Genomic DNA, 13,212 nt, shown 5'->3' on the forward strand with positions numbered 1-13,212 from the left:
GGCGAGATCAGCACTCACTCAGACTCCCGGGTCGCCCTTCTCGCGCCAGCCCTGTCAATTGAGTCGAGCGCCCCGCTCAGGAGCTCGCTGAACCGATCCGGCTGCTCAAGCATGAGAAAGTGCCCGACCCCAGGGACGACGACAACCGACTCGATCCCGTGTGCGCGCAGCGACTCTACGTCGGTCGGGCCGATGTCCGGGTTGATCGCGACGACCGGCACCGTCAGGTCGGCCAGCGTCGAAAGCACCGCAGGCTCCCGGTTCAGCGCCCGGCTGATCGATCCTTGCGTTGCGTCCCACGGCTCGGCGGCCATGTCGGTGGCGACCCGGCGGACCAGCGCGGGGTCGGCACCGGCCGGGAACATGCCGCGGGCGAATCGTTCCACGGCCGCCGGGAAGTCCTGTCTGAACGGCGCTTCGAAGGCGGCCACCTGCTCGGCCGAGGACGGCTGTTCGTTGCCAAGGGAACGGTAAGCGTCCACCCACACCAGGCCGACCACCCGCTCTCCCAACCTCCGGGCCGCGTGCACGATGGCGTCGCCACCCATTGAGTGCCCGACCAGGATGACGCGTTCCGGCCGGACCTCTTCGACCACCGCAACCACGTCCTCACCGAAGGCGGGCAGGGTCCACTCCTCGCGCCCGGTTCCGGACTCCCCGTGACCGCCCAGGTCGAGCGTGATCACCTGTCGATCGGCGGCGAGCGCGGCAACCTGTCCGATCCAGTAGGTTCGGTTGCCCGCCCAGCCGTGCACCAGGACGACCGCGGGACGGTCACGAACCTCGCCGTGCACTTCGTAGGCCAAATCGATTCCGTCGTTGCTCCGCACACGGGCCATGGGCTACGTCCTACCAGGAAACGTTCGCCAGGTCGGTTGATGGGTGCATTCGGTTGCTGCGAACAGACACTGCCGCTTCGCGGCGCAATGGCACACCTCCGCGGCGCGCGGATCCGCGGAACGAGATGCGCCTCGCTGGGCGACGCCTATTCGGATCGCAGGGAGCGGGGCAGCCCGAAATGCGGCAGCACGCTGGTCTCGAAGCGGGTCATGGCGCAGATCCTGGTCTCCCTCAGAGTCAGCACGATGAGGCCGTTGCCGTGGCTCACCCCGTCCGGTCCGCGCAGGTAGGCGCCGAACGCCGGCTGGCCGTTCGCGCCGGTAGGAACAAGGTCCAGGGTCCGGCCGCTGCCGAAGACGGCGGCAAAGAAGCCGGCGACGGCATCGAGGCCCTCATATTCGAACGGCAGCGGTGGCATCGAGATGAAGATGTCGTCGGTGAGCAGTGCGACGAGCCCGTCGACATCAGCCGAGCCATAGGCCTGCACGAATCGCTTGATGAGGGCCTGCTCCGCCGGCGTCGGCACGGCGGCGGGGTCGTCGCGCCGCTCCGCCAAGGTCGCTCGCGCCCGCTTGAGGGCACTGTTGGCGGCACTGACCGTCGTGTCGAGCATCTCGGCCACATCCTGGGCCGCGAAGCCGAGTACATCGCGCAGGATCAGCACCGCCACCTGCCGCGGCGGCAGAGCCTGCACCGCGGTGACGAAGGCCAGCGACATGGACTCGGACTGCTCGTAGCGGGCCTCAGGGCCGAGCGGGATCGTCAGCCCGTCGAGGGCGGCGTCCGGGTACGGCTCCAGCCACGGCACCTCCCCTAGCCGCGTGGGCTCTGGCGGTTGAACGTAGGGCACGTCCCACTCCTTCGTTGGCCGCCGGCTCTCGGCCCGGCGCGCGTTGAGGCACGAGTTGGTGGCGATCCGGTAGAGCCAGGTCCGCAGCGACGCGCGCCCCTCGTACCCCGCCAACCCCGTCCATGCCGCAAGTAGCGTCTCCTGCAGCACGTCCTCGGCATCCTGGTACGACCCGAGCATCCGGTAGCAGTGCACGTGCAACTCCCGGCGGAACGGGTCGATCAGCTCCTGGAAGGCTGCGCCGTCGCCGGCCTTCGCCTTCTCCAGCAATGCAGTCGTCATGGGCGCCTCTTCGTCGGACTCATCTTCTCCCGGTACAGACACCGCCGCAGCCGAAAACTGGGCGTTCGACCAGCGCCCGCTTTCCCGATGGTCCGGTGTCTATCCCCAAAGACAGTCAATGAAAGTAGGCGAGAGCATGGGCAGGATCGTGGTCAGCGAACAGATTTCGCTCGACGGGGTCGTCGATGACCCATCCGGAGTTGAAGGAACCAGCCGCGGTGGCTGGTTCAACGAGATGTCGCAGGCCGACCGCGAGACGTGGACCCAGCATGAGTTCGCCGAGTCGGTCGCAGCCGAGGCACTGTTGCTCGGCCGCCGCAGCGACGCTTGGTTCGCAGCACGCTGGCGAGAGCGCACCGGTGAGTGGGCCGACCGGCTGAACACGATACCGAAGTACGTCGTCTCCTCGACGCTCGATGAGCCGCAGTGGGGGAACGCGACAGTTCTCAGCGGTGACGTCGTGGAGCAGGTCGCCAAGCTGCGCACCGAGGCGGACGGCGAGATCGTCGTCTACGCCAGCGCCCCGCTGGTGCGGATGCTCATCGACCATGAGCTGGTCGATGAGCTCCGGCTGACCATCCACCCGTTCGTTGTCGGCGCGGGCCCACGGCTGTGGGGCGAGACGGCGGACCGCAAGGCCTTCCGCCTCATCGACAGCCGGCTGCTGGGCAGCCTTCCCCACCTGACCTTCGGAGTGGTGGCGGCGTGACTACCGTGACCACCACGCCCCCGAAGACGGGGTTGATCCTGCCGCTGCTGTGTGCGGCGCAGTTCATGGTCGTCCTGGACATCGCGATCGTGAACGTCGCGCTGCCCTCGATCCAGGCGGACCTCGCCATGAGCCAGAACTCGCTGCAGTGGGTGGTGATCGCCTACGGGCTGATGCTCGGTGGCTTCCTGCTGCTCGGCGGCCGGCTGGCCGACCTGCTCGGGCGCAAGCGCGTGCTGATCTCCGGCCTGGCGATCTTCACCGCGGCATCACTCCTGGCGGGACTGGCAGAGAGCGCCGAACTATTGATCGCGTCCCGCGCTCTACAGGGATTCGGTGCGGCGATGATCCCCCCGGCCGCTCTGTCGATCCTCGCGGTCACGTTCGAAGAGGGCGCCGCACGCAATCGCGCCCTCGGCTTCTTCGGCGCCGTTGCAGGGATCTCGGCGACGGTCGGCGTGATCGCCAGCGGGCTACTGACCGACGGGCCGGGCTGGCGGGCGATCTTCCTGCTGAACGTGCCGATCGGCATCGCTCTGATCGCGATGGCGGCGCGGTTTCTCAGGGGTGAGGCGCGCGATGTCACCGGCGAGTCTTTCGACATCGCCGGCGCGGTGACGCTCACCGGCAGCATCCTGCTGATCGTCTATGCACTGAGCCAGGGACCGGACGACGGCTGGGTGGCGTGGTCAACGCTGGGTCTGTTCGCCGGCGCGGCAGCGCTGATGGTCGCGTTCCTCGCGGTCGAGTCGACCTCGCGAGAGCCGCTGATCCCGGGCATGGCGGTGCGCAACCGCACCCTGGTGGCCGCCAACCTGAGCGCCTTGTTCACGTTCGGCACGTTCTTCGCCCTGATCTTTCTCGGCACTCTGCTGATGCAGCAGGTGCTGGGCTACTCCCCAACGAAGACCGGCGTCGCATGGGTGGCCACGTCGGGCATCTCCTTCTTCGCCGCTGGGCTCACCGGCAGCAAGCTCGCCGCCGTGCTCGGCCCTAGGACGCTGCTGATCGGCGGTCAGGCACTGCTCGCGGTCGCCATGCTGCTGCTGGCCCGCGTTCCGGCGGACGCCGACTACTGGACCGACCTGCTACCGGCTTTTCTGCTCGCCGGGATCGCGGTGGGGGCAGCGGCGCCGGCAGTCCAGATCGCCGCACTCGCCGGTGTCGAGGAACGGCTGACCGGGCTCGCCTCCGGGCTGGTCGAGACGTCGCGCGAGATCGGTGGCGCGATCGGCGTGGCCGTGACGGCGACGGTACTCGCATCACAGGCCGGCCTCGACGGATTCCGAGCCGCCTTCGTCGCCCTCGCCGTCATCGCGGCGCTGGGCGCAGTCAGTTCAACGCTGGCATTCCCCCTCCACGATCACGAAAGGATCGATGCATGAGCGACCTGACCCACACCATCACTGTCAACGCGACGCCACAGGAGGCCTACGAGGCCATCATCGACGTCCGTTCCTGGTGGGGCGCGACCAACATCGTCGGCAGGACCGACCAACCGGGCGCTGACTGGTTCTACCTGGTGCCAGACATCCACTACTCGAAGCAACACACCGCCGAGCTCGTCCCTGGCGAGCGGGTGGTGTGGGAGTTCACCGACGGCTACCTCGACTTCATCGCCGAGAAAGGCGAATGGATCGGGACGACGGGCCGCTTCGACATCGCCTCCAACGGTGGTCAGACGCAGGTGACCTTCACCCACGAAGGCCTCGCGTCAGGCGACGAGTGCTTCGACGTCTGTCATGACGCCTGGCGGCACTACATCACCGAGAGTCTGCGGCAGCGGATCGAGACCGGCCACGGCACCATGCGGACCCGCGAGGAGGATCAGGCCGCCCTCAGACAACACGCCGAGTCCCAGCAACTCCGGTAGGCGATGCAACCCGGTCTTTCGAGGCCGGGTTTCGTGCGTCCTGTAGCGAGCCGGCTCGTCCGGTTCCCGGCGCAACGGCGCCCGGCGTTGGTGGGGTCGCTGGTCCTACGGATAACGCGGAGGGCCTAGCTGGGGTTGTGAGCTGCCCATGTGTGGTCGCGCGCGACGGTCAGCGGGTCGGCAGCCCCTTGTTGGTCGATTGCTGCGCGTTGGTGACCGAGCCGCTGACGGTCCCGACCGACTGGGCGATCAGGCTCGCATTGGCCATCGACATCGGCTGGTTCCCCTGCGACCAGCAATAGGCGTGGAGGTCTCCACCACTCGCGAGAGTCACCGTGCCCTGCAGGGCGATGGTGCTGCGGGGAACGCTCGAGCCCACCGCTGCGTCGCCGTTCGCGATCGTCACGAAGTTGGGTGTGAACAGCCAGCAGTGGGCAAAGTCCGGTGTGCTGGAGGAGCCCACGACCGTGCCGTTGAAACTCAGCACGTACGAGCCCCGCGGGACGGTCACCGTTCTCATGAACGCACCGTTGAACGGAATGGGCTGGAGCGCAGCGTGATAGGACGAGAAGGCGCGACCGGGCTCGCCCCAGACGACCCCGCCGCTGCCGTTGTTGACGAGCGCCTGCCCGGCTGTGCCGCCGGAACCGTTGACGTCTCCGGCGGTGACCTGGGTCGAGTAACCGGTGAGCTTCACGGTTACGACGGCTGTGCCCAGGCTGAGGTTCTCGACCGAGACCTTGTTGCTCATCCCGATGTTCTCCGCCATGGTCGCCGTCGCGGTACCGCCCGCCGCCCACGAGAGAGTGTCGCCAGAGGTGCCCGCGGGGTTCCCGGCTGGGTAGAGCTTCAGGGTGCCGGCCTTGGTTCCCTTCACGGTCACCAGCAGCTGCACCGTGGTGGCGTTGGAGGGAACCGTGGTGGCGCCGCCGATGACCACGGCTGATTCCACCTTGCCCGCCGCGATCGAGTTGTTACCCATCACCTGCTTGGCCGGGATCGTCACGAACGCGACGTCGGTGGTGTCGGTCGTCGCGGGGTTCGCGCCGGCGAGGGTTGCGAACAACACCCCACCTGCGGCGGCTCCGGCGGCCAGGGTCACCACGTGGCGCAGTCGTGGCGACGATGAGAGGGAGTGTCGGAAGTTCATGGTCGGGTCCTTTCATCGGATGACACCGAAACGGCTCCCTCACCAATTGCATCCAAGCACGAGGATGCGGACGACGGGCGCTTTTGGGCGGCGAACCGGGGTCGACCGAAAGTCGGACCGTTCCGAGGCCTGGTGCCCTACTCCAGCTGATGACATGGGCAGTGCGCGCGGACTTCTGCTTCGGGCCTCGGAGCGCGTCGGCCGCATCGGTGTGCTGCCGCCGTCGGGGCATCCGCACCATGTCGTTGATCACCGTGATGACGGCGTGGACCCGGATGCGTGCGGCGACCGGGCCCTCGGCTGAAGGCGAGGTCGTCCATCAGCCCGTCCGTGGCGCCACCAGCCCGGACTGGTAGGCGAACACCACCAGCTGCGCCCGGTCGCGGGCGCCGAGCTTGGTCATCGCCCGGCTCACGTGGGTCTTCGCGGTCATCGGGCTCACCACCATCCGCTCGGCGATCTCGTCGTTGTTGAGGCCGTGCGCCACGAGGGCGACGACCTCCCGCTCACGCGTGGTCAGCACCGCGAGGTCGGCAGCAGGGAGTACGTCGGCCGGGCGGGCCACGAACTCGCTGATCAGCCGCCGGGTGACGCCGGGGGAGAGCAGGGCGTCGCCCTTCACGGTGACCCGCAGCGCCTGGAGCAGGTCAGCCGGCTCGGTGTCCTTGACGACGAAGCCGGAGGCGCCGGCGCGCAGCGAGTTGAAGACGTAATCGTCGAGGCCGTAGTTGGTCAGGATCACCACCCGCACGCCGGCGAGCTCGTCGTCGCTCGCGATCCGGCGGGTCGCCTCGATGCCGTCCATCTCGGGCATCTGGACGTCCATCAGCACGATGTCCGGTCGGTGCTCGGCCGCGAGCGCGACGCCGTCGAGGCCGGTGGCGCCCTCGGCGACGACCTCGATGTCGTCCTCGGCGTCGAGCAGCGCGCGGATCCCGGTCCGGATCAACGGCTGGTCGTCGACGAGGACCACCCGGATCACGCCGTACCGCCCACCGGCAGCTCGGCGAGCACCGAGAACCCACCGGCCGGGCCGGGTTCCGCGCAGAGCCGTCCGCCCAGGGCGGTCACGCGCTCCCGCATCCCGACCAGGCCGTAGCCCGGCACCGGGGGCTGGCCCGACCCGGTGCCGTCGTCGTCGACGCGGACGACGAGCGCGTCCGCGCCGTACGTGATCTGCACCGAGGCGGTCGCCTTCCCGGCGTGGCGGCTCACGTTGGTCAGCGCTTCCTGGACGACGCGGTAGGCGGCCTGGTCGACGTCCGGTGGCAGCGGCCGCTCGTCGCCCCGCACCGTGCACGTCGTCGGTACGCCGGACGACCGCGCGCGCTCCACGAGCGCCGGGAGCCGGTCGAGGCCGCTGCCGTTGGCGTCCTCGTCGCGGCGCAGCACGTCGAGGGTCGACCGCAGCTCGCGGACCGCGTCGCTGCTGGCCTCCTGGATCGCGAGCAGCGCGGCCGACGGCTCCTCGCCGTTCTTGCGCGCCAGGTGCGCCGCGACGCCGGCCTGGACCTTGATCACCGAGATGCTGTGCGTCAGCGAGTCGTGCAGCTCGCGGGCGATCCGGAGCCGCTCCTCGACGGCCCGACGCAGCGCCGCCTCGTCGCGGGTGCGCTCGGCTTCCTCGGCGCGCCGCTCCACCTCGCGCACGTAGGCGTGCCACTGGGTGAAGGCAAGCGCGCCGGCACCGGCCGACACCAGCCAGCCGATGCCGTAGAACCTCCGCCAGCCGCGATCCGTGCGCATGGTGCCGAGCGTAGAGCGGCACGCCAGCGGGCGCGTCCCGCCGTGGGAGTACGCCGCAGCTACCTCCGTCGCCGTAGCCGCTTGTCACAGCTGCCGCCGCTGCGGTGTCTCGTGAGTGGGCGTCCGCCCCGTGCGGAGTAGTGGGAAGAGCCACCCCACGGGCGACGCGGCCGGCCGCGGATTCCCGAACGATCGACGCACCGGTCCCGACGAACGAGGAGAGACGGATGACAGTCCACGAGAGCGACCTGGCCATCGAGACGGTGGGCCCCGGCGACGAGGAGTACGACGATGCCGCGCGGGTCTTCTTCGCGACCGGCGCGCCGGCGCTCGTCGTACGGCCGCGCGATCCGCGCCAGGTGGCCGTCGCGCTGACGCACGCCGTCGGGCTCGGCCTGGCGGTGTCGGTGCGGTCGGGCGGGCACAGCCCGCTGGGGCACGGCACCAACACCGACGGCATGGTCATCGACCTCATGCACCTCGACGGCGTCGAGGTGCTCGACGCCGGTCGCCGGCTGGTCCGCGTGGGCGGCGGGGCGACCTGGGGGAAGGTCGCCGAGGCGCTCGCGCCGTACGGCTGGGGACTCACGTCGGGCGACACCACCGACGTCGGCGTCGGCGGGCTCACGCTCGGCGGCGGCATCGGCTGGCTGGTGCGCAAGCACGGCCTGGCCGTCGACAACCTGGTCGGAGCGCGGGTCGTGACCGCCGACGGCCGGTTGCTCACGGTCTCCGCTGAGGAGCACCCCGACCTGTTCTGGGCGCTGCGCGGGGGCGGCGGCAACTTCGGCGTCGTCGTCGATTTCGACTTCGTCGCGCAGGAGGTGGCCTCGGTCCACTTCGGCCAGGTCCACTACCAGCTCGACGACGTGGCCGACCTCCTGCGTCGGTGGCGGGACGCGATGCGGTCCGCGCCCGACGAGCTGTCCAGCACCCTCGCCGTCATGCCGCAGCTGCCCGGGTCGCCGGCGGTCGCGACGGTGCTGCTCTGCTACGCCGCCGAGCCCGGTACGACGACCACCGAGGTCGACGCCGCGCTCGAGCCGCTGTTCGAGCCGCTGTTCGAGCTCGGCACCGTGCGGACGGCCGCGGTCGCCGAGCGTCGCTACCCGGAGATCCTGGAGCACGCCCAGCACCCGCCGGGCTTCCGGATGACCGGCCGCAACACCCTGGTGCCGCGCCTCGACGAGGACGTCATCGCCGCCGTCGCGGGCCTGCACGGGACCCCGGGCCCGAAGGCGATCGCGGTCCGCAGCCTCGGCGGCGCCTTCGGGCGGGTGTCACCGGACGCCACCGCGTTCGCCCGCCGTGACGCCGAGGCGATGGTCTTCTGCGGCTGGCTCCTCCCCGGTACGGCGACCGATGCCGATGTCGAGCAGGCGGTGCTGCCGTGGCAGGCGGTGGCTGCGCTCGGCACCGGCAGCTACGTCGGCTTCCAGGGCTCGGCGACCGCGGCGGACGTGGCGGCGGCCTACCCGGGCGCGACGTACGACAGGCTCGCGGCGGTCAAGCGCACCTACGACCCGCGCAACCTGTTCGCCCTCAACCACAACATCACGCCGGCGGGCCTGCCCGACTGATCGTCGCCGCCACCAGGGCGCGGGTCTCGGCCGGGTCGATCACGTCGTCGATCTCGAAGACCCGCGCCGCGTTCAGGGCCTTCGCGTGCTGGCGCAGCGCGGCGGTGTGCTCGACGACGGCGGCCTCCCGCTCCTCCTCGGGCATGGCCGCGAGCTCCTTGGCCAGCCCGAGCCGGACGGCGCCCTCGAGCCCCATCGGGCCGAGGTGGGCGCCGGGCCAGGCGACGGTGAGGAGCGGTCGGTGGGTGCTGCCGCCGAGCATCGCCTGCGCGCCGAGCCCGTAGCCGCGCCGCAGCACGACGCCGACCAGCGGCGTGGACAGCCGCGCGCCCGCGGCGACCATTCGCGAGGCGTGCCGGACCAGGCCGGTGCGCTCGGCTTCCGGACCGACCATGAAGCCCGGGGTGTCGACCAGCGACAGCACCGGCAGCCGCCAGCGCTCGCACAGCTCGAGGAAGTCGGCCGCCTTCGCGGACGCGTCCGCGGTCAGCGCGCCGGCGAGGTGGGTCGACTGGTTCGCGACGACGCCGACCGGGATGCCCTCGATCCGGCCGATCGCGGTGACCAGCTCCGGCGCCCAGCCCGCCCGCAGCCAGGTGACGCTGCCGTGGTCGGCCAAAGCCTCGACGACGGGGCGCACGTCGAAACCCTCCCGGTCGTTCTCGGGCAGGTGGTCCCGGAGCGCGTCCTGGTCGTCGGCGGCGCCGGCAGGGCTCGGACCGGCGAGGTACCCGAGGATCCGTCGTACGACGGCGACCGCCTCCGCCTCGTCGTCCACCACGACGTCGAGGACGCCGTTGGCCGCCTGGTCGTCGACCGGCCCGATCTCCTCGGGCGCGAACTCACCGAGCCCGCCGCCCGCGATCATCGCCGGGCCCGCCATGCCCAGGTTGGCGTCCGGTGTGGCGATCCGCAGGTCGGCGCCACCGGCCAGCACGGCGTTGCCCGCGAAGCAGCGCCCCGACACGACGGCGATCTTCGGCGTCGTGAGCGCGCCCCACAGCGCGAACGACCCGACGTCGAGCGCGGAGACCAGCGGCAGGTCGGTGTCGCCCGGACGGCCGCCGCCGCCCTCGGTGAAGAAGACCGCCGGCATCCCCATCCGCCCGACCAGCTCGATCAGCCGGTCGGTCTTCCGGTGGCCGCGCATGCCCTGCGTGCCTGCCATCACCAGGTAGTCGTAGGACATCACCGCGCACGGCCGGCCGGCCACGGTCGCCGTACCGCCGATGATGCCGTCGGCCGGGGCCTCGACCACCAGGTCGGCCAACGGCCGGCGGCTCTCCTGGGCAGCGGTGACGAACCGGCCGTACTCCACGAACGACCCGTCGTCGACCAGGTCGGCGACGTTCTCCCGGGCGGTACGGCGCCCGCGGTCGTGCCAGCGGGCCACCTTCTCCGGCCGCGCGTCGTCGGTCGTCAGGAACCGGCGGGCGAGCACCTCGGCCAGGCCCTCAGCGGGCTCGTCCGTCATCGCTCAGAGGCCCATGTCCTTGGCGATGATCATCTTCATCACCTCGGAGGTGCCGCCGTAGATGCGGTTGACGCGGTTGTCGGCGTACAGCCGGGCGATGGGGTACTCGTTGATGAACCCGTAGCCGCCGTGCAGCTGGAGGCAGCGGTCGATGACCCGGTGGGCGACCTCGGTGCAGAAGAGCTTCGCGGAGGCGGCCTCGGCTGCGGTCAGCTCGCCGGCGTCGAGGGCCTCCAGCGCGCGATCGGCGACCGCTTCGGCGGCGTCGACCTCCGCCTTGCAGGCGGCGAGCTCGAACTTCGTGTTCTGGAAGGAGGCGACGGTGCTGCCGAAGACGGTGCGCTGCTCGACGTACTGCTGCGTGAAACGTACGGCGGCGCTGGCCTGTGCGTAGGCGCCGTACGCGATGCCCCACCGCTCGGACGGCAGGTTGCGGCCGAGGTAGGAGAACCCTTCGTCCTCGTCGCCCAGCAGGTCCTCCGCGGGCACCTTGACGTCCTCGAAGGCGAGCTCCGCCGTGTCGGACGTCTTCAGTCCGAGCTTGTCCAGCTTGCGACCGACGGAGTAGCCCGGCGAGTGCGCGTCGACGGCGAACAGGGAGATGCCGAACCGGCGGTCGTCGTCCTTCGGCGGGCTGGTGCGGGCGGCGATGATCACCCGGTCGGCGTGGACGCCGCCGGTGATGAAGGTCTTCGCGCCGTTGAGGACGTAGTGGCTGCCGTCTGCAGACCGCTTGGCCGTGGTGCGCATGCCGGCCAGGTCGGAGCCGGCGGAGGGCTCGGTCATCGCGAGCGCCCACATCTCCTCGCCCGTCACGAAGCTCGGCAGGTAGCGCTGCTTCTGATCCTCGGTGGCGAGCATCATCAGGTAGGGGAGGGCCAGCAGCACGTGCACCCCGGACCCGCCGAAGCTGACGCCCGCGCGGGCCGTCTCCTCGTACTGGATGGCGGTGAACTTGTGGGTCTCCAGCCCCGCCCCGCCGTACTCCTCGGGGACCGTGATGCCGAACAGGCCCAGGTCCGCCAGCTTGCCGTAGAGCTCCTTCGGCACGATCCCGGCGGTGAACCACTCGTCGTAGTGGGGCACGACCTCGGCCTCGATGAAGGCGCGCAGCGTCTTCCGGAAGCTCTCGTGGTCCTGGTCGAAGACGTTGCGTTGCATGGTGCTCCTTGCTGGATGGTGCAGTGCGGGTGCCACTATCGCCCACATTGCTAACGGTTGCGTCGGCAGAGCCGGCCGCCTGGGAGGAGAGTGACATGGGAGTCCTGGACAGGTTCCGGCTCGACGGCAAGGTGGCCGTGGTCACCGGAGCATCGAGCGGGCTCGGGGTGAGCTTCGCGCTCGCGCTGGCCGAGGCCGGCGCCGACCTCGCGCTCGGCGCGCGGCGGGAGGACAAGCTCGCCGACACCGTCGCCCGGGTGGAGGCGCTCGGCCGCAGGGCGCTCGCCGTGCGCACCGACGTGACCGAGCCGGACGAGTGCCGCCGTCTGATCGACGCGACCATGGAGGCGTTCGGTCGCGTGGACGTCCTCGTGAACAACGCGGGCGTCGGCACCGCCGTACCTGCGACCAAGGAGACGCCCGACCAGTTCCGCTCGGTCATCGAGCTCAACCTCAACGCCAGCTACTGGATGGCCCAGGCGGCCGGCAGCGTGATGAAGCCGGGCAGCTCGATCATCAACATCAGCAGCGTGCTGGGCCTCACGACGATGGGGCTGCCGCAGGCGGCGTACGCGGCGAGCAAGGCGGGCGTCATCGGGCTGACCCGCGACCTCGCCCAGCAGTGGTCGCCGCGCAAGGGCATCCGGGTGAACGCGCTCGCACCCGGCTACTTCGCGTCGGAGATGACCGACGCGCTCGACCACGCGTACGTCGAGGAGAAGGTGCTGCCGCGCACCCTGCTCGGCCGGCTCGGCGACCACGAGGAGCTCAGCGCAGCGCTGCTCTTCCTCGCCAGCGACGCCGGCGGCTACTGCACCGGGATCACGCTCCCGGTCGAGGGTGGGGTGCTCGTCACCTGAGCCGGGCTGGGTCCTCACGAGGGCCGCGCCCCGACGATCCGGAGCGCGATCGCGGCGTACGCGTCGCCGAGGTCCTCCGGCGACCAGGTGCGGTCCTCGCGGTACCAGCGCGCGACGTCGATGCCGAGCGACAGGATCGCGGTCGCGGCGATCCGCGGCTGCGGACAGTCGAAGCTGCCGTCGGCCACGCCGCGCTCGACCAGCGCGCGGATCTCCGCGCTGATCGCGCGGCGGAGCTCGCGCACCTCCGCAGCGGGGCCGGGCTCGAGCGAGGAGAGCTCGTAGTTGACGACCCGGGCTCCGGTGTTGCCGCGGGCGTGGTGGATCGCGAACTGCCGGACGACCCGCGCGAGCTGGTCCGCGGGCGACGGGGCGCTGGCGACGGCTTCCTGGATCAGGGCGAGGGTCTGCTCGTGACCGGCCAGGGAGATCTGCGCGAGCAGGTCGTGCTTGGTCCGGTAGTGGACGTAGACGGCGGCCGGGCTCATGCCGGCCGCGCTGGCGATGTCGCGGGTGGTGGTGGCGTGGTAGCCGCGCTCGGCGAACGCGTTCACCGCCGAGTCGAGGAGCCGGGCGCGGGCGTCGTCGCCGCGGCTGCGCTCGCCGCTGCCGGCGCCGGTGCTCGTGCTGCCCATCGGTGCTCCCTTCCGTTCGCCTGCCGCGCTTGTCGAGGCGCCTCGTCGAGCT

General features: G+C 70.7%; 13 protein-coding genes. 5 read left to right on the forward strand and 8 right to left on the reverse strand.

All coding sequences use genetic code 11. From position 1 onward, the window contains the following. Positions 1-14 precede the first annotated feature (14 nt). Positions 15-839, reverse strand: coding sequence for an alpha/beta fold hydrolase (locus tag D0Z08_RS22475; protein ID WP_118927518.1), 825 nt, complete (start codon positions 837-839; stop codon positions 15-17). Positions 840-985: 146 nt separating this feature from the next. Next, complete coding sequence (locus tag D0Z08_RS22480; protein ID WP_118927519.1) at positions 986-1,972, reverse strand: sigma-70 family RNA polymerase sigma factor; 987 nt, start codon at positions 1,970-1,972, stop codon at positions 986-988. 136 nt (positions 1,973-2,108) lie between these two features. On the opposite strand from D0Z08_RS22480, the gene D0Z08_RS22485 reads away from it, so the two are divergent. The 3 genes from D0Z08_RS22485 to D0Z08_RS22495 are packed head-to-tail and all read left to right on the forward strand — an operon-like array spanning position 2,109 to position 4,554. Continuing rightward, positions 2,109-2,681 carry a dihydrofolate reductase family protein gene (locus tag D0Z08_RS22485; RefSeq protein WP_118927520.1) on the forward strand — a complete coding sequence of 191 codons (573 nt, stop codon included), beginning with the start codon at positions 2,109-2,111 and terminating at the stop codon, positions 2,679-2,681. Positions 2,682-2,713: 32 nt separating this feature from the next. Continuing rightward, complete coding sequence (locus tag D0Z08_RS22490) at positions 2,714-4,066, forward strand: MFS transporter (RefSeq protein WP_220454303.1); 1,353 nt, start codon at positions 2,714-2,716, stop codon at positions 4,064-4,066. Next, entirely contained in the window at positions 4,063-4,554 is a 492-nt protein-coding gene (locus tag D0Z08_RS22495) for an SRPBCC family protein (protein ID WP_118927521.1), read from the forward strand. The genes D0Z08_RS22490 and D0Z08_RS22495 overlap by 4 nt, the downstream gene beginning before the upstream one ends. 169 nt (positions 4,555-4,723) lie before the next feature. On the opposite strand, the gene D0Z08_RS22500 is transcribed toward D0Z08_RS22495, so the two are convergent. From D0Z08_RS22500 to D0Z08_RS22515, 3 genes are all read right to left on the reverse strand, one after another. Then, the gene (locus D0Z08_RS22500) at positions 4,724-5,704 is read right to left on the reverse strand and encodes a hypothetical protein (protein WP_118927522.1); all 981 of its coding nucleotides are present in this window, start codon (positions 5,702-5,704) and stop codon (positions 4,724-4,726) included. 319 nt (positions 5,705-6,023) lie between these two features. Next, entirely contained in the window at positions 6,024-6,686 is a 663-nt protein-coding gene (locus tag D0Z08_RS22510) for a response regulator (RefSeq protein ID WP_118927524.1), read from the reverse strand. Next, entirely contained in the window at positions 6,683-7,450 is a 768-nt protein-coding gene (locus D0Z08_RS22515) for a sensor histidine kinase (RefSeq protein ID WP_118927525.1), read from the reverse strand. The genes D0Z08_RS22510 and D0Z08_RS22515 overlap by 4 nt, the downstream gene beginning before the upstream one ends. 227 nt (positions 7,451-7,677) lie before the next feature. Here D0Z08_RS22515 and D0Z08_RS22520 point away from each other — a divergent pair, with 227 nt between their 5' ends. Further along, positions 7,678-9,030 carry an FAD-binding oxidoreductase gene (locus tag D0Z08_RS22520; RefSeq protein ID WP_118927526.1) on the forward strand — a complete coding sequence of 451 codons (1,353 nt, stop codon included), beginning with the start codon at positions 7,678-7,680 and terminating at the stop codon, positions 9,028-9,030. Here D0Z08_RS22520 and D0Z08_RS22525 read toward each other — a convergent pair. Both D0Z08_RS22525 and D0Z08_RS22530 read right to left on the reverse strand, forming a co-directional pair. Beyond that, positions 9,005-10,504 carry an acyl-CoA carboxylase subunit beta gene (locus D0Z08_RS22525; RefSeq protein WP_118927527.1) on the reverse strand — a complete coding sequence of 500 codons (1,500 nt, stop codon included), beginning with the start codon at positions 10,502-10,504 and terminating at the stop codon, positions 9,005-9,007. The two genes, D0Z08_RS22520 and D0Z08_RS22525, sit on opposite strands and share 26 nt — an antisense overlap. 3 nt (positions 10,505-10,507) lie before the next feature. Beyond that, positions 10,508-11,665, reverse strand: coding sequence for an acyl-CoA dehydrogenase family protein (locus D0Z08_RS22530; protein WP_118927528.1), 1,158 nt, complete (start codon positions 11,663-11,665; stop codon positions 10,508-10,510). A gap of 95 nt (positions 11,666-11,760) precedes the next feature. Between D0Z08_RS22530 and D0Z08_RS22535 the strand changes: the two genes are divergently transcribed. After that, positions 11,761-12,525, forward strand: a complete 765-nt coding sequence (locus D0Z08_RS22535; protein ID WP_118927529.1) for an SDR family NAD(P)-dependent oxidoreductase — start codon at positions 11,761-11,763, stop codon at positions 12,523-12,525. A gap of 14 nt (positions 12,526-12,539) precedes the next feature. Here the strand turns inward: D0Z08_RS22535 and D0Z08_RS22540 are convergent, their stop codons facing one another. After that, on the reverse strand, positions 12,540-13,160 hold the full coding sequence (locus D0Z08_RS22540) for a TetR/AcrR family transcriptional regulator (protein WP_118927530.1): 621 nt from the start codon (positions 13,158-13,160) through the stop codon (positions 12,540-12,542). Between the last annotated feature and the right edge of the window lie 52 nt (positions 13,161-13,212).

Origin of the sequence: Nocardioides immobilis (assembly GCF_003515065.1) — a bacterium.
Taxonomy (GTDB): Bacteria; Actinomycetota; Actinomycetes; order Propionibacteriales; family Nocardioidaceae; genus Nocardioides; species Nocardioides immobilis.